General features: G+C 67.7%; 16 protein-coding genes. 6 read left to right on the forward strand and 10 right to left on the reverse strand.

Annotated features, from left to right (window positions below):
• Window positions 1-63: 63 nt before the first annotated feature.
• From AC1M14_RS18580 to AC1M14_RS18600, 5 genes are all read right to left on the reverse strand, one after another.
• The gene (locus tag AC1M14_RS18580) at window positions 64-1,626 is read right to left on the reverse strand and encodes a GGDEF domain-containing protein (protein WP_258231517.1); all 1,563 of its coding nucleotides are present in this window, start codon (window positions 1,624-1,626) and stop codon (window positions 64-66) included.
• Window positions 1,627-1,767: 141 nt separating this feature from the next.
• Window positions 1,768-1,989, reverse strand: coding sequence for a hypothetical protein (locus AC1M14_RS18585; RefSeq protein ID WP_102774711.1), 222 nt, complete (start codon window positions 1,987-1,989; stop codon window positions 1,768-1,770).
• A gap of 85 nt (window positions 1,990-2,074) precedes the next feature.
• The gene (locus AC1M14_RS18590; RefSeq protein WP_479730237.1) at window positions 2,075-3,166 is read right to left on the reverse strand and encodes an AI-2E family transporter; all 1,092 of its coding nucleotides are present in this window, start codon (window positions 3,164-3,166) and stop codon (window positions 2,075-2,077) included.
• A 56-nt stretch (window positions 3,167-3,222) separates the two neighbouring features.
• A complete protein-coding gene (locus AC1M14_RS18595) occupies window positions 3,223-3,936 on the reverse strand; it encodes a DUF3053 family protein (RefSeq protein ID WP_102774945.1) in 714 nt (237 codons plus the stop codon).
• Window positions 3,937-4,091: 155 nt separating this feature from the next.
• On the reverse strand, window positions 4,092-4,601 hold the full coding sequence (locus AC1M14_RS18600; RefSeq protein WP_102774713.1) for a GNAT family N-acetyltransferase: 510 nt from the start codon (window positions 4,599-4,601) through the stop codon (window positions 4,092-4,094).
• Window positions 4,602-4,685: 84 nt separating this feature from the next.
• On the opposite strand from AC1M14_RS18600, the gene AC1M14_RS18605 reads away from it, so the two are divergent.
• The 3 genes from AC1M14_RS18605 (at window position 4,686) to AC1M14_RS18615 (ending at window position 6,602) form a co-directional block, all read left to right on the forward strand.
• Window positions 4,686-5,033 carry a hypothetical protein gene (locus AC1M14_RS18605; protein ID WP_111827032.1) on the forward strand — a complete coding sequence of 116 codons (348 nt, stop codon included), beginning with the start codon at window positions 4,686-4,688 and terminating at the stop codon, window positions 5,031-5,033.
• Between the two features lie 511 nt (window positions 5,034-5,544).
• Window positions 5,545-5,826: a hypothetical protein gene (locus tag AC1M14_RS18610; RefSeq protein ID WP_102774715.1), complete on the forward strand. Its 282-nt coding sequence runs from the start codon at window positions 5,545-5,547 to the stop codon at window positions 5,824-5,826.
• 83 nt (window positions 5,827-5,909) lie between these two features.
• Entirely contained in the window at window positions 5,910-6,602 is a 693-nt protein-coding gene (locus AC1M14_RS18615) for a cytochrome b/b6 domain-containing protein (protein ID WP_102774716.1), read from the forward strand.
• A 79-nt stretch (window positions 6,603-6,681) separates the two neighbouring features.
• On the opposite strand, the gene AC1M14_RS18620 is transcribed toward AC1M14_RS18615, so the two are convergent.
• The gene (locus AC1M14_RS18620; protein ID WP_111827031.1) at window positions 6,682-7,140 is read right to left on the reverse strand and encodes a c-type cytochrome; all 459 of its coding nucleotides are present in this window, start codon (window positions 7,138-7,140) and stop codon (window positions 6,682-6,684) included.
• Between the two features lie 57 nt (window positions 7,141-7,197).
• Window positions 7,198-8,574, reverse strand: a complete 1,377-nt coding sequence (purB, locus tag AC1M14_RS18625) for an adenylosuccinate lyase (RefSeq protein WP_102774718.1) — start codon at window positions 8,572-8,574, stop codon at window positions 7,198-7,200.
• Window positions 8,575-8,736: 162 nt separating this feature from the next.
• Here purB and AC1M14_RS18630 point away from each other — a divergent pair, with 162 nt between their 5' ends.
• Window positions 8,737-9,345, forward strand: coding sequence for a glutathione S-transferase (locus AC1M14_RS18630; RefSeq protein ID WP_102774719.1), 609 nt, complete (start codon window positions 8,737-8,739; stop codon window positions 9,343-9,345).
• A 145-nt stretch (window positions 9,346-9,490) separates the two neighbouring features.
• On the opposite strand, the gene AC1M14_RS18635 is transcribed toward AC1M14_RS18630, so the two are convergent.
• From AC1M14_RS18635 to gcvA, 3 genes are all read right to left on the reverse strand, one after another.
• Window positions 9,491-10,309, reverse strand: a complete 819-nt coding sequence (locus AC1M14_RS18635) for a sulfite exporter TauE/SafE family protein (RefSeq protein WP_102774720.1) — start codon at window positions 10,307-10,309, stop codon at window positions 9,491-9,493.
• 87 nt (window positions 10,310-10,396) lie between these two features.
• Window positions 10,397-11,515, reverse strand: coding sequence for a tRNA 2-thiouridine(34) synthase MnmA (gene mnmA, locus AC1M14_RS18640; protein WP_102774721.1), 1,119 nt, complete (start codon window positions 11,513-11,515; stop codon window positions 10,397-10,399).
• 7 nt (window positions 11,516-11,522) lie between these two features.
• Complete coding sequence (gcvA, locus tag AC1M14_RS18645) at window positions 11,523-12,449, reverse strand: transcriptional regulator GcvA (RefSeq protein ID WP_102774722.1); 927 nt, start codon at window positions 12,447-12,449, stop codon at window positions 11,523-11,525.
• A gap of 154 nt (window positions 12,450-12,603) precedes the next feature.
• On the opposite strand from gcvA, the gene AC1M14_RS18650 reads away from it, so the two are divergent.
• Both AC1M14_RS18650 and AC1M14_RS18655 read left to right on the forward strand, forming a co-directional pair.
• Window positions 12,604-13,593 (forward strand): Bug family tripartite tricarboxylate transporter substrate binding protein, encoded by a 990-nt coding sequence (locus AC1M14_RS18650; protein ID WP_102774723.1) that lies wholly within the window; start codon window positions 12,604-12,606, stop codon window positions 13,591-13,593.
• 69 nt (window positions 13,594-13,662) lie between these two features.
• Window positions 13,663-14,538 (forward strand): N-formylglutamate amidohydrolase, encoded by an 876-nt coding sequence (locus AC1M14_RS18655; RefSeq protein WP_102774724.1) that lies wholly within the window; start codon window positions 13,663-13,665, stop codon window positions 14,536-14,538.
• Window positions 14,539-14,619: the final 81 nt, after the last annotated feature.

Genomic DNA, 14,619 nt, shown 5'->3' on the forward strand with positions numbered 1-14,619 from the left:
TCGCGCGCGGCGTCGAACCGCGCAGTGTAGCGAAAACCCCGGGCGCGCCACGCCCCGGTGGCGTCAGCCATCCAGCACCACCCGCCGCTTGCCCAGCCCCTTGGCCTTGTAGAGCGCCACGTCGGCGCGCTCCATGAGCTGCTGCAGCTCCATGCCGGACTGCGGGAACATGGCCACGCCCACGCTGGCCGACACGGTCGGCTGGATGTCCGGGTAAGGCTGCGACAGGCGCTCGACCAGCGCTTCGGCGACCAGCCGCGCGTTGTCCCCGGTGACCCCCAGCAGCAGCACCGCGAATTCGTCGCCGCCAAGGCGGGCCGCCACGTCCGAGACCCGCACCGCCTCGACCATACGCTCGGCCACGTCCCGCAGGACCTCGTCGCCGGCGGCGTGGCCGTGCATGTCGTTGACGGCCTTGAAGCCGTCCAGGTCGATCGCCAGGATGGCGAAGGAGTCGCCGCTGCGCTGCGCCACCGCCAGTTCGCGCTGCACCAGTTCGCTGAACAGGACCCGGTTGCACAGGCCGGTCAGCGGATCGTAGTGCGCCAGGCGCTGCGCGTGCGCCAGCATGCGCGAGGCCTGCAGCATGGCGCCGCCCACCTCCGCCACTTCCTTGACGCGCGTGCCCGGCAGCTCCACCGCGCGGCCGGTGCCCAGCGCCAGCGCCGGCGCGACCAGGCCCTGCACCGAAGAGGTCAGCCGGTTGGCCAGCCGCAACGCCAGCCACAGGCCCAGGCCGAAGGCGGCCAGGGTGCCCAGGGCGATCCAGGCGATGGAACGGTACAGGTCGGTCGTGACCAGGGACATGGGCGCGCCGGCGGCGACGGTCCAGCCCGACAGCGACGAGCGGCTGAAGGCCGTATAGACGGGCACGCCCTCTCTCGTGACCGTTTCCAGCGAGCCCTCGCTTTCCTGCAGGGCGGCGCGGGTCAGCGTGGGCACGGCCTTCTGGCCGACGAGCCTGGCCGAGTCGCGCGTGCGCGCGACGATGGTGCCCGAGCCGTCCAGCACCACCGCGATCCAGCCGTCCGGCAAGGCGCGCCGGCTCAGCACCTGGCCGATGCGCTCGGGTGGAATGCCCGCGCTCAGGGTGTAGACCACCTGCCCGCCGCGCATCACCGGCGCGCCCAGCGCGATGGACGGAGCGCGGCTGACGCCGCCGGTGAACAGTCCCGTGAGCACCGGCGCGCCGGTCTGGAACACGCGCGCCAGTTCCGGGGAGGTACTGGACGTGGGCAGCGCCTCGCCGTAAGGCACCAGGGTGTTGATGAGCTGGCGGCCGTCGCGGTCCGACAGCACGTAGTGTTCGGCGATATGGAAGCCCACCGCTTCGCGGGCGCGCTCGTAGAGGCCCTGCAGATTGCCCGCCACCGCGTCGGGGGACGACGCCAGCATGCGCAGCCCGGCTTCGACGCCGGTCAATTCACGGTCGAGAATGGCGGTGAGATTGCGCGCCAGGAATATGGTGTCGCGGAAAATCCGTTCTTTCTGGATGACGTAGCTTTCGTAGACGGCGATCGACGCCACGATCAGCGCCGGCGAAATACAGGCCACGACCAGCGCCAGCAAGCCGGTCCGCATGGAGTAGCGGCGCGGCTTGCGCTGCTGCGATTGCACCGACACCATTGCACTCATGCGCCTCCCGCGGGGTCCGCCAGCTGCCACACAATTCGCAACAAAATACGCGGCGATAGTGTGGCTAAAACTTTCGTGTCCCCAATTTACCCCGAAAGCGCTCGCCGGACCACGGGAGGCAAGCGCCCGGCGCTACGGCTCTTCCAGGTCGGGTGTGCCGGCGAACTGGCTCTTGAGCAGGGTCAAGGCGCCCTTTTCCGCCAGCGCCTCGTTGGGAAACACGTGCTTGGTGTCTTCCAGCGTGGGAAAGCCGAAGACGCGCACGCGGGTGCGAAAGCCCTCCGGCACCTCGGCGAATTCAATATCGAAGTTGCGCTCTTCGATCCAGCCGGACCGATGCAGTTTCCATTCCATATGCAACACGCTCCTGATAGGCGAAGTCCACACGAAATGCCCGGCCCCCAGGAGGCCGGGCGCCACTACACCATACACCGCGCGCCTATTTCCTGGCGGGCGGGCGTTGGTCGGCGATGCCGGGTGCACTCTCGGGCAAGGGCGCGAACAGGTCCCAACTGGCCATGAACAGGGCCGCGATCAGCGGGCCGATCACGAAGCCGTTCAAGCCGAACAAGGCCATGCCGCCCAGCGTGGAGATCAGCACCACGTAGTCCGGCATCTTGGTGTCCTTGCCCACCAGGATGGGACGCAGCACGTTGTCCACCATGCCGATGACCAGCACGCCGAACAGGATCAGCGCGACGCCCTTGAGCGTGGCGCCGGTCAGCAGGAAGTACAGCGCCACCGGCGCCCAGATCAGGCCGGCGCCCACCGCCGGCAGCAGCGACAGAAATCCCATGATGACGCCCCAGAGCAGCGCGCCCTGGATCGACAGGATCGAGAAGATGATGCCGCCCAGCGCCCCCTGAACCGCGGCGACCGCGACATTGCCCTTGACGGTGGCGCGCACGACGGTGGTGAACTTGCGGAACAGGTGCTGCTTGTGCGCGTCGCTCAGCGGCATGGCGCGCTTGAGCCGCGCCGAGAGCTGCGGGCCGTCGCGCAGCAGGAAGAACAGCAGGTACAGCATGATGCCGAAGCTGATCACGAACTGGAACGTGTCCTGTCCGATGCTCAGCGCCTGCGTGGCCAGGAACTGGCTGGCCTGCATCGCGCCGGCGCTCAGTTTTTCCTGCAGGCTCGGAATGTCGGCCAGGTCGAAGCGGGCCAGCAAATCGTGCACCGACGGTGGCAGCGCCGCCATGGCCTGCTGGAAGTAGGCGCCGAAATTGATCTGCCCGGACTTGATGCTTTGATAGAGATTCGCGCCTTCGCGCACCAGCGATCCGCTGATGACGACCAGCGGCAGGATCACCAGCAGCAGCACCAGCAACAGCGTGATCAGCGCGGCGAGGTTGCGCCGGCCTCCGATGCGCGGCACCAGGCGGCGCTGCAGGGGAGCAAAAATGATGGCGAGGATGGTGCCCCAGAAAACGGCCCCGTAGAAAGGCCACAACAACCACCCGAACGCGATGGAAACCGCTACCAGCAGGAGCAGAAAGGTTCGGTAGTGCACGCTGGAAGATTGACTCATGTTCCGTCCCAGGCACGGCAAGCGCCGCGAGACCCGCATTGTACAAAGCGCCTGTTTCAGCGCTCTCCGCGCGCCAGGCCCGCCGCCTGCGCCAGGGTGGCGCGGGCCCGCTCCAGGCCCTCGGACTGCGCGTTCAGTCCCTGCAGGCGCAGGTTCAGCTCCTGCTGCAGGGTCGGCGCCGTGACCAGGGTCTGGCCGTCCACGAACTGGAATTCGTCCTCGTGCGCGGCCACGAAGTCGGCCACGCCCAGCGCGTCGCGCGCGACCGCGTCCATCTTCGACGCCGCCTCGATCAGCTCGGCGGCCGGGGCGCTGACCGCTTCGTCGTAGACGCCGTCGTAGATGGGCGCGAGATCGGGCGGCAGCGCCAGGGCCGCGCGCGCCTTGTCGGCCTCGGCCCGCGCCTGCCCCAGCTTGGCGGCCTGCTCGGCCAGCGTCTTGCGCGCGGCCTCGAAGCGCGGCCTGCGCTCGACGATCTCGCCCACCGAGCGCAGGGTTTCCAGCGCCAGCACGTCGCGCATGGGCGCGGCGGCGCGGGCCATGGCCTGCTGGAATTCGCCCATCACCTCATAGGCGTCGGCATAGTCGCCCACCGCCTCCTGCTCCGGTTCGCTGAGCACGGGCAGCGGCAGCAGCGCGGCGCTGTCGATGCGGGATTGCAGCAGTTGGATGAACGCCGCGCGTTCCTGCGGCTCTTTGTTGACGCAGGCCGCGAGCGGCAGCAGCGATGCCGTCGCCAGTCCCAGCAGGCAAGCTCGCAGCCATGCCATGCGCATCCTCCTTGCATGCGGTTGTGCGGTGGCGGAGCGGCCCGGCCACAGGACCGCCGCTCCCCGCCAGATTATCCCGAAGCGCCGGGACAGCGCCGCCGGCAGGCGGATTTTGTTGCCATCGAAGCGTGTTGACACAGGGCGGCCCGCAAGCATCATGCCGCCGCCGGGCAGGCCATCGCGCAGCGCCGCGCCGGATCGAAGCCGGCCTGCGCTTCCAGCCGCAGGCGCGCCGCGAGCGGCGCGGGCAATTGCCCGGGCGCCAGCTCGGAAAAACCGTTGCGGCGATAGAAGGGCGCGTTCCAGGACAGCTCGCGGTCGGTGGTCAGCAGCACCGAGCGGTAGCCGGCGGCGCACGCATGGGCGCGCACCGCCTGCAGCAGCGCCCTGCCCAGCCCGCGGCCCTGGCTGGGCAGCGCCACGGCCATTTCGGCCAGGTAGAGATCGCGGTCCATGGGCCGCGTCAGCGCGAATCCGGCGGGCTGGCCGTCCTGCCCTTCGGCGATCCACAGCAGGCCGGCGGCGCAGGCCTGCTCCAGCTCGGCCAGCGGCACCGGATCGTCGTCGGCGGCCCAGGCCATGGCGGTGCCCAAAAAGCGCTGGCCGGCGGAATGTTCTATGGCGGCCAGGCCGGCCAGGTCGGAAGGTCGTGCGAGTCTGATCATAGGCCTCGCAGTATGCCGCAAGCCGGGCTCCTCTAAAATGGCGTTTTCGGCCCGGACGGGCTGTCCGTAACGCAGACTTGCCATATGACTCAAAACGCCTGGGGCTTCGCCCATCCCGACTGCCGCGGCGCGGCCGCGCTGCTGTTTTTCATGGACGACCTCGCGCGCGTGGTCAACCAATACCTGGGCCACGGGCAGCTGTCCGAAGAGGCCCTGGCCGATGCGCAGAAGGCGGTCGACGCACTGCTCGCGCGCTACGTGGAAATCAAGGCGGCTCCCGAGGCCTTCGACAACGAAAGCATCGGGCTGGCGCTGGAAACCGCGACCGGGCCGGACGGCCAAGTCGGCGCACAGGTGGCGCTGCGCATGTCGCCGCGGCTGGAAGGGCTGATCATCGAGGCGCAGCGCCAGGCCCATTCCTCGGCGCATTGAAGCGCTTGCACAAAAAGCTTGCAAAATCGGCCAACTTCGATTAATATTCTTCGTTAGCCGCCAGACACGCGAAGTATAAACACTACATAGTCTTGGCGGCTTGAAATACCGGCGGCCTGAAATACCCCCGACGAACACGACTGTGCCACGTCGGGCGATGCTTACCCAACATGGCATCGGTATGGAGCCTGAAATAGGCCCCAGCATAGACAACCGGCAACGCGGCGGCGCTCTCGCCATCCACGCCACTTCATTTGAAAACAAACGGCGTGCGGCCTGAGCAAGACTGGCAGTAGCTCGCCCCCTTGGGCACCTGCACATCCAGCAGCATTCCTGCAACCAGGCGCGCCCTGGCGCCGGAACACGCTTGCGCACGCACGCCGCAAACCGGCGCGCGTATGAGAATGCGCAAGAAACCTGCAGCAATTGTGCGGTAGTGTCATGACTGGCCTACGGGCCATGAAGCTGCCGGCTTTTCCCATAACTAGAAACCAAGAAGAGAACAGACACCATGAACACTCACTTCACCACCACGGACCTGATCCGTCGTCCCGCCCACACCAAGCTGGACAACATGCCGATCCACATCGGCGACATCGTTTACCTGCAACCGGTCGACGGCCCCGCCATCCGCGCGGAAGTCATTTTCAACGCGCCGATCGACGGCATGACCACCTACACGACCGAAGTCGTGCCCTGCGGCGCGGCGGCGCAAAAGGCCCCGGGCCAGCGCATCCGCTTCCGCCACGAGCACGTGCATCGCATCGAGCCGGTGCGCCGCGCCGCCCGCTGAACCCGCGCGCCTCGCCCTGCCCGCCCGGCCGGGCGGATGGCGCGTGATAAAGTTTCCGGCAATCAGGTCTTTGCAATCCCGACATGCAGAACAACCGCCAAGCGATCCACATCTGGGACCTCCCTACCCGCCTGTTCCACTGGGCGCTCGTCGTCTGTATCGTCGGCGCCTTCGTCAGCGTCAAGCTGGGCGGGCTGTACATGGACTGGCACGTCCGCTTCGGCTGTACCGCCCTGGGCCTGATCCTGTTCCGCCTGCTGTGGGGCTTCTTCGGCCCGCGCTACGCCCGGTTTTCGCAGTTCCTGCGCGGCCCCGCGGCCGTGGCCCGCTACCTCAAGGGCGCCGCCGCGCCGGCCGGCCACAATCCGCTGGGCGCGCTGTCGGTCATGGCGCTGCTGCTGGTCATCGGTTTCCAGGCCGTCAGCGGCCTGTTCGCCACCGACGACATCATGACGCAGGGGCCGCTGTTCGGCCACGTCAGCGAAGGCCTTTCCGGCGCCATGACGTCCTGGCACAAGCTCAACGAGTGGGTCATCATCGCCCTGGTGGCGCTGCACCTGCTGGCCGTGGCCTGGTACGCGGTGGTGCGCCGCAAGCGCCTGGTGCGCGCCATCATCACGGGCAAGGTCGACGCCAAGGACGTGCCCGCCGGCACGCCGCCCGCGCAGGACGGCTTCGCCGTCTGGCTGCGCGCCCTGGTGCTGGGCGCCTGCGTGACCGGCCTGGTGCTGTGGATACGCTCGCTGGAGGTGGCCGCGGACATGTCTTTTTCCTGATCCGCGCACGAACGAAAAAACGAAAAAGCCTGGCATTGCCAGGCTTTTTTCGTCGGACCGTCCGAGGACGGCCAAAGGCTTATTTCTTCTTGCGGTACGAATCGTGGCAGGCCTTGCAGCTGGCGCCCACGTCGCCGAACGCCGCGCGCAGCTTGTCCAGGTCGCCGGCGTCGGCGGCCGCCGACAGCTTGACGATGTTGTCCTGGAACGCCTGCTGCTTCTGCTTGAAGCCGGCGGCATCGCTCCAGATTTTCGGCAGCGCGTCGCCGCCTTCGGTGCCCGGGCCGAACGCCGCCCAGGGCAGCGCCGACAGCGTCTTCAGCACTTCGACGTTGGCCTTGATCTGGGCCGCGTCATAGGGCGCCTGACCCTTGACCACCGGCGCCATGCGGCCGAAGTGCGAAGCCATCAGCGTCAGGGCCGACTGGCGGTACTTGACCGCGTCCTCGGGCTTGGCGAACTGGGCGGAGGCGTTCGTCGCCAACAACGGCCCAACCGTGATACAGGCCATTGCGACGAGCGTGGACAACTTCTTCATTGCTATCTCCGGTGAGGTCGAACAAGAGGCCGCGCGCCCCGGCGCGCGGCAAGACGATTAGACCGCCCGGGCCAAGGCCGCGGCCAGCCCGATGTAGGAGCGCGGCGTCATCGCCAGCAGGCGGGCCTTGGGTTCGGCAGGCAGTTCCAGGCCCTGGATGAATTCTCGCAGACCTTCCTCGGTGATGCCCTTGCCCCGCGTCAAGGCCTTGAGCTGCTCGTAGGGCTGCGGCAGGCCATAGCGGCGCATGACGGTCTGCACCGGCTCGGCCAGCACTTCCCAGCATGCGTCGATGTCGGCGTCGATGGCGGCGGCATTGACCTCGAGCTTGCCCAGGCCGCGCATGCAGGCGTCCCACGCCACCAGGCAGTAGCCCAGGCCCACGCCCAGGTTGCGCAGCACGGTGGAGTCGGTCAGGTCGCGCTGCCAGCGCGAGACCGGCAGCTTGTCGGCGAGATGGCGCAGCACGGCGTTGGCCAGGCCCAGGTTGCCTTCAGAGTTCTCGAAGTCGATCGGGTTGACCTTGTGCGGCATGGTGGACGAGCCGACCTCGCCTTCCTTCAGGCGCTGCTTGAAGTAGCCCAGCGCCACGTAGCCCCAGATGTCGCGGTCCAGGTCCAGCACGATGATGTTGGCGCGCGTGACGGCGTCGAACAGCGCCGCCATCCAGTCGTGCGGTTCGATCTGGATGGTGTGGCGGTTCTGGGTCAGGCCCAGGCCGGCCAGCACGCGCTGGCTGAACGCGGGCCAGTCGATCTCGGGGTAGGCCGACAGATGGGCGTTGTAGTTGCCGGTGGCGCCGTTGAGCTTGGCCAGCGGCTCGACCGCCTCGATGGCGGCGATGGCGCGGTTCAGGCGCGCGGCCACGTTGGCGAACTCCTTGCCCAGCGTGGTCGGGCTGGCGGGCTGGCCGTGCGTGCGCGACAGCATGGGCTGGTCGGCATGGGCGATGGCCATCTCGTTCAGCTTGGCGGCCAGCTCGCGCAGGCGCGGCACCACCACCTCGTTGCGCGCGCGGGTCAGCATCAGCGCATGCGACGTGTTGTTGATGTCTTCGGAAGTGCAGGCGAAATGGATGAACTCGGCGGCGCGGGCCAGTTCGGCGTCGTCGGCCACTTTTTCCTTCAGCCAGTATTCGACCGCCTTGACGTCATGGTTGGTGACGCGTTCGATGTCCTTGATCCGGGCGGCGTCCGATTCGGAGAAATCGCGCACCAGTTGCTGCAGGCGCGCACGCGCCGATTCCGAGAAGGCCGGCAGTTCCGGCAGGCCGGCGTCGGACAGCGCGATCAGCCAGGCCACCTCGACTTCGACGCGGTGCGCCATGAAGCCCGCCTCCGACAGCAGGCCGCGCAGCGCATCGCCCCGCGTAGCGTAGCGGCCATCCAGTGGCGAAAGGGCGTTGAGTTGGCTGAGCTGGTCGGCGATTTGCATGGTCTGAGGGAGAAAAAAACAGGGAATGAGCGAATCGGCCGATTTTATCATCCGGTAGCCTGCAACATTGTGGCAAACTGGCGAAGATTCCGCCCCGCGGACGGCAACCCCGTCATGCGGCCTGCTATACTTCGGCCGCTTTCCGACTCCGCTTGTGACTCCATGAAACTGATCGGCTCGCTTACCAGTCCTTACGTGCGCAAAGTGCGTATCGTCATGGCCGAGAAAAAGCTGGACTACCGGCTTGAACTCGAAAACGTCTGGTCCGCCGACACGCAGATCCAAACGTACAATCCGCTGGGCAAGGTTCCCTGCCTGGTCATGGAAGACGGCGGCGCCCTGTTCGATTCGCGCGTCATCGTCGAATACCTGGACACCCTGTCTCCCGTCGCCCGCCTGATCCCGCAGCCGGGACGCGACCGCGCCGCCGTGAAGTGCTGGGAAGCCATCGCCGACGGCCTGCTCGACGCCTGCGTGACCATTGTCAAGGAAAACCAGCGTCCCGAGGCCCAGCGCAGCCCCGAGTGGATCCAGCGCCAGTACTCCAAGATCCACGCCAGCCTGGACGCGATGAACAAGAGCCTGGGCGACAACGCCCACTGCATGGGCATCAATTACAGCCTGGCCGACATCGCCGTCGGCTGTGCGCTGGGCTACCTGGACCTGCGCTTCGCCGATCTCGACTGGCGCACGAGCCAGCCCAACCTGGCCCGGCTGTACGAGAAGCTGTCGCAGCGCCAATCCTTCATCGACACCGTACCGGTGGTCTGACCCCCCCCCGAGGCGCTACCGCGCCTCCCCCCCAGGGGGGCGCGGCTGCGGACCGGCGGAGCCGGATCCGCGCCGCCCCGCTCTTCATGCTTCGTGGCTGCCACGTGAGAGGGGCGCGCGCCGTGCTTCTTCTTCCGTTCCGGCGCTAGGCGCTGAAGGTCTGCCAGGCCTTGAAGAGCATGTAGGCGGCCAAGGCGAACAGCAGGGCGGCGAATACGCGCTTCAGGGTCTGGACGGGCAGGCGGTGCGCCATGCGCGCGCCCAGGGGGGCCGTGAGCACGCTGGTGCAGACCAGGGCCAGCAGCGCGGGCCAGTAGATGTAGCCCAGCATGCCGGGGCGCGAGGCGCCTTCGTTCAGGCCGGACACGACGTAGCCCACGCTGTTGGCCAGCGCTATCGGGAAGCCGAGCGCGGCCGAGGTCGAGACGGCGTTGTGCAGGGCCACGTTGCACCAGACCATGAACGGCACCGACAGGAAGCCGCCGCCCGCGCCCACCAGGCCTGACAGAAAGCCGATGCCGGCCCCGGCCGCGCTGGTGCCGACCACGCCCGGCATCTGGCGGCTGGGCTTGGGCTTTTTATTGCGCAGCATGCTCCAGCCGGAGTAGCCGACGAACAGCGCGAAGAACAGCGACAGCCACAGGGTGCTGAGCGCGGCGAACACGGCGCCGCCCGACAGCAGGCCGCCGATGATGATGCCGGGCGCCATGGCCCAGACGATGTTCCATTTGATCGTTTTGCGCTGCTGGTGGGCGCGCACGCTGGATATCGACGTGAACAGGATGGAGGTCATGGACGTGGCGATCGCCGCGTGCACCACCAGGTCGGCGGGCATGCCCTTCCAGGTGAACAGCATGGTCAGGAACGGCACCAGCAGCATGCCGCCGCCGATGCCCAGCAGGCCCGCGGCAAAGCCCACCACCGCACCGAGCGCCAGCAGGCAAATCAACATCGTTACATCCACAACGGTCTCCTCTTTTTCTTGGTCATGAACAAGGCCCCTGGAGCTTCAGCCCCAGGGGCCCTCGAAACTGGCGTTCCGGCGCGACGCCTACACGATGATGCCGCCGCCCAGGCAAACCTCGCCATCGTAAAGCACGGCGGACTGCCCGGGCGTCACCGCCCATTGCGGCTCGGTGAAATCGAGCGCGAAAGTATCCTGCGCCGCGGCGTCCAGCCGGCAGGCCGCGTCGGCCTGGCGGTAGCGCGTCTTGGCGCCGTAGGCGCCCGCTTGCGGCGCACGGCCGGCGATCCAGCTGGCGTCCTGCGCCCGCAGCCCTTGCGAGAGCAGCCAGGGATGGTCGTGCCCCTGCACCACGTAGAGCACGTTGCGCTCCAGGTCCTTGCGCGCCACGTACCAGGCCTCGGCGGTGCCGTCCTCGCGCTGGCGGCCTTTCACGCCGCCCACGCCCAGGCCCTTGCGCTGGCCCAGCGTATAGAACGACAGGCCCTCGTGGCGGCCCACCGTCTGCCCTTCCGGCGTCTTGATGGGGCCGGGTTCGGTGGGCAGGTAGCGGTTCAGGAACTCCCGGAACGGCCGCTCGCCGATGAAGCAGATGCCGGTGGAATCCTTTTTGGCGGCGTTGTGCAGCCCGATCTCGTGGGCGATGCGGCGCACCTCGGTCTTGTGGATCTCGCCCAGCGGAAACAGGGTGCGCGACAGCTGCGCCTGGTTCAGGCGGTGCAGGAAGTAGCTCTGGTCCTTGGAGCCGTCCAGCGCCTTGAGCAGCTGGAATTCGGTGCCGCCGCCCTGCGCCGGCACTTCGCGCACGCGCGCGTAATGGCCGGTGGCGATGCGCTCGGCGCCCAGCGCCATGGCGTGGTCGAGAAACGCCTTGAACTTGATCTCGGCGTTGCACAGCACGTCGGGATTGGGCGTGCGGCCCGCGGAGTATTCGCGCAGGAACTCCGCGAACACGCGGTCCTTGTATTCGGCGGCGAAATTGACGAACTCGAATTCCACGCCGACCCGGTCGGCGACGCTGGCTGCGTCCAGCAGGTCCTGGCGCGTGGAGCAGTATTCGGAATCGTCATCGTCTTCCCAGTTCTTCATGAACAGGCCGACGACCTCGTAGCCCTGCTGCTTGAGCAGCCAGGCGGTGACCGAAGAGTCGACTCCGCCGGACATGCCGACGACGACGCGGCCCTTCTTGGTGTGTGTTTGACTCATGATGACGCTATTTTAGATCGGACTGGGCCGCGTCCTCGGGCTGCGGCTCGGCGGCGCGCGAGACCTCCATCAGCCAGGTGCGGAAGGCCTGCAGCGTGGGCAGGTTGGCCTTCTGTTCCGGATAGCACAGGTAGTAGCCCATGCGCGCCCGGATGGGCAGCTGGATGGCCACGGCCAGCTTGCCGTCGCGCAGTTCGTCCTCGATCAGGCAGCGCGGGATCAGGGCCACGCCGAAGCCGGCCGCCGCGGCCTGCGACAACAGCGCGTACTGGTCGAAGCGCGCCCCCTCCAGGCTGCGGCGGGTGTCGCAGCCGGCCTGCTCGAACCAGTCGCGCCAGCCGTCCAGCGCCGAGGTGTGATGCAGAAGCGGGTACGCCAGCAGGTCCGCCGGCGAGCTACAGCCGCCCGGGATCAGGCGCGGGCTGCACACCGGCAGGATTTCGCGGCCGACGATGTAGTCGGCTCCGCTGCCCGGCCACAGGCCTTCGCCGAAGCGCACGGCGGCGTCCAGCTCGGGCGTGGAAAAATCGTAGCCCTGGCGGTGCGGCAGGAATTCCACGTGGATGTCCGGCCGCAGGCGCATGAAGGCGGTCAGGCGCGGGATCAGCCAGCGCGCGCCGAAGGTCGGCATACAGGTCAGGTTGAGCGTGCCGCCCTGCCCCTGGTGGGCGATCAGTTCGACGGTGGCCGCCTCGATCTGGCCCAGGCCGGCCTGGACCTTGGCCAGATAGCTGCGCCCGGCCTCGGTCAGGACCAGGCCTTGCCTGATCCGCAGGAATAGTTCGACCCCGACGAATTCCTCCAGGTGCTTGACCTGCTTGCTGACCGCGCCCTGCGTGACGCACAGCTCCTGGGCCGCGCGCGTGAAGCTGCTGTGCCGCGCGGCCACCTCGAACGCCTGGAGGTCGGTCAAAGAGGGACAGAAACGCCGCATTGCTTTCGCTTCCCCGGCTGCCGCCAAAATGAGGTATGAAAAAAAGTCATAGCTTACGGAGAAACTTTCGTTTGCGCAAACGGGGCTGGCGGGAAAGAATCGTTGCGTTTGCGTCTGCCTTTGCGCATCCGCTTTCCATTCAATAGGGGAATCCATGCAACGCCGTAAAGTTGTCCTGGGCCTGTGCGTCGCCGCCGCGACCCTGGCCACGCCGCTCGCCTCGGGTATCGCGCACGCAGAAGACGCGTATCCGTCCAAGCCCATCCGCCTGATCGTTCCGTTCCCGCCCGGAGGCACGACCGACATCGTCGGCCGCCTGTTCGCCGACAAGCTGAGCAAGGAACTGGGCCAGACCGTGGTGGTCGAAAACCGCGGCGGCGCCGGCGGTTCTATCGGCAGCGCCTTCGTCGCCAGCAGCGCGCCCGACGGCTACGTCCTGGGCATCGCCACCGTCAGCACGCACGGCATCAACCCGGCCATCTACCCGAACCTGCCGTTCGACGGCGAGAAGGACTTCACGCCCATCTCGAACCTGGCCGCCGTGCCGAACATCATGACCGTCAACCCCAAGGTTGCGGCCAAGAACATCGCCGACCTGATCAAGCTGGCCAAGAGCGAACCGGGCAAGCTGACCTACGCGTCGGCCGGCAACGGCTCGGTCTCGCACATGATGGGCGAGCTGTTCAAGATGTCCTCGGGCACCAACCTGATGCACGTGCCGTACCGCGGCGTGGGCCCGGCGCTGAACGACGCGCTGGCCGGCCAGGTCGACGTCATGTATGACAACCTGCCCTCGTCGCTGCCGCACGTGCAGTCGGGCCGCCTGGTCGCCATGGCCGTGGCCGCGCCCAAGCGCGTCGCCGCCCTGCCCGACGTGCCGACCTTCGCCGAAGCCGGCCTGCCCGCCGTGAACGACGCCTCCTGGTTCGGCCTGGTCGCCCCGGCCAAGCTGCCGGCGCCGGTCCTGGCCAAGCTCAACGCCGCGGTCCAGAAGGTCAGCGCCGAAGCCGACGTCAAGTCGCGCCTGGAAGCGCTGGGCGCCGCGCCCGCGGCCAACACCCCGGCTGAATTCAGTGCGCAGATCGCGGCGGAAATCGCCAAGAACAAGCGCATCGCCAAAGAAGCCAACGTGAAGATCGACTGATCGATCTTCGGCCTGCCGCCCCCGCCGCGGGGCGCGCAGGCCTCCGATAGACGAACGCACCACCCCCCTATGCGAATCACCCAACCCCTGTCTTACCGGCTCGACCTTCCGCAGCAATATCCGGACTCGGACTCCTCGGCCCCGCTCGTGCTGGACTCCCCGCACAGCGGCACCGCCTACCCTCCCGATTTCGCCGCCGCGGTGGACTATGGCGCACTGCGCACCGCCGAGGACACCTGGGTTGACGACCTGTGGGGCGACGCCATCGACATGGGCGTGCCCATGATCGCGGCCGCTTTCCCGCGCGCCTACATCGACGCCAACCGCGCGCCCGACGAGATCGACGAACTGCTGCTGGACCAGCCCTGGCCCGACGCGCTGAACGCCTCGCCCAAGGTCAAGCTGGGCAAGGGCCTGATCTGGCGCATGCTCGACGACGGCACGCCGCTGTACGACCGCAAGCTGACGGTCGCCGAAGTCCGCCACCGCATCGACGCCTGCTGGAAGCCCTACCACGAGGCCCTGGCCCGCGTGCTGGACGACGCCCACCGCAGGTTCGGCAAGGTCTGGCACATCAACTGCCACTCCATGCCCAGCGTGGCTGGCGCCTTCGCCACGGACCGCCCCGGCCTGGTGCACCCGGACTTCGTGCTGGGCGACCGCGACGGCAGCACCAGCGACCCGGCCTTCCGCGAATTCGTCGCGGCCTGGCTGCGCGAGCGCGGCTACGACGTCAGCGTGAACGATCCCTACAAGGGCGTGGAGCTGGTGCGCGCCTTCGGCCGTCCCGACGAAGGACGCCACAGCCTGCAGATCGAAATCAACCGCAAGCTCTACATGGACGAGGTCACTCTGCGCCCGTCCGAGAACTATGCCCGCCTCAAAGCCGACCTGCGCGACCTCACCGCCGCGCTGATCGCATGGACTCGCGCGCAAACGGCTTGACGCCGGACGTTTGCGCGCAGTGGCGGCCGGCGGGGCGACCCGTCCGGCCGCAAACCGGGTTGCAAAACCCCTGCCCCATGG

Source organism: Achromobacter sp. SX5 (genome assembly GCF_056711425.1).

What these genes read in the sequence shown, in the direction of transcription:
- AC1M14_RS18580 (WP_258231517.1), bottom strand. Translation starts at nt 1,626, where the DNA reads ATGGTGTCGGTGCAATCGCAGCAGCGCAAGCCGCGCCGCTACTCCATG.
- mnmA (WP_102774721.1), bottom strand. Translation starts at nt 11,515, where the DNA reads ATGAGTCAAACACACACCAAGAAGGGCCGCGTCGTCGTCGGCATGTCC.
- AC1M14_RS18595 (WP_102774945.1), bottom strand. Translation starts at nt 3,936, where the DNA reads ATGGCATGGCTGCGAGCTTGCCTGCTGGGACTGGCGACGGCATCGCTG.
- purB (WP_102774718.1), bottom strand. Translation starts at nt 8,574, where the DNA reads ATGCAAATCGCCGACCAGCTCAGCCAACTCAACGCCCTTTCGCCACTG.
- gcvA (WP_102774722.1), bottom strand. Translation starts at nt 12,449, where the DNA reads ATGCGGCGTTTCTGTCCCTCTTTGACCGACCTCCAGGCGTTCGAGGTG.
- AC1M14_RS18600 (WP_102774713.1), bottom strand. Translation starts at nt 4,601, where the DNA reads ATGATCAGACTCGCACGACCTTCCGACCTGGCCGGCCTGGCCGCCATA.
- AC1M14_RS18655 (WP_102774724.1), top strand. Translation starts at nt 13,663, where the DNA reads ATGCGAATCACCCAACCCCTGTCTTACCGGCTCGACCTTCCGCAGCAA.
- AC1M14_RS18620 (WP_111827031.1), bottom strand. Translation starts at nt 7,140, where the DNA reads ATGAAGAAGTTGTCCACGCTCGTCGCAATGGCCTGTATCACGGTTGGG.
- AC1M14_RS18610 (WP_102774715.1), top strand. Translation starts at nt 5,545, where the DNA reads ATGAACACTCACTTCACCACCACGGACCTGATCCGTCGTCCCGCCCAC.
- AC1M14_RS18650 (WP_102774723.1), top strand. Translation starts at nt 12,604, where the DNA reads ATGCAACGCCGTAAAGTTGTCCTGGGCCTGTGCGTCGCCGCCGCGACC.
- AC1M14_RS18615 (WP_102774716.1), top strand. Translation starts at nt 5,910, where the DNA reads ATGCAGAACAACCGCCAAGCGATCCACATCTGGGACCTCCCTACCCGC.
- AC1M14_RS18630 (WP_102774719.1), top strand. Translation starts at nt 8,737, where the DNA reads ATGAAACTGATCGGCTCGCTTACCAGTCCTTACGTGCGCAAAGTGCGT.
- AC1M14_RS18605 (WP_111827032.1), top strand. Translation starts at nt 4,686, where the DNA reads ATGACTCAAAACGCCTGGGGCTTCGCCCATCCCGACTGCCGCGGCGCG.
- AC1M14_RS18590 (WP_479730237.1), bottom strand. Translation starts at nt 3,166, where the DNA reads ATGAGTCAATCTTCCAGCGTGCACTACCGAACCTTTCTGCTCCTGCTG.
- AC1M14_RS18585 (WP_102774711.1), bottom strand. Translation starts at nt 1,989, where the DNA reads ATGGAATGGAAACTGCATCGGTCCGGCTGGATCGAAGAGCGCAACTTC.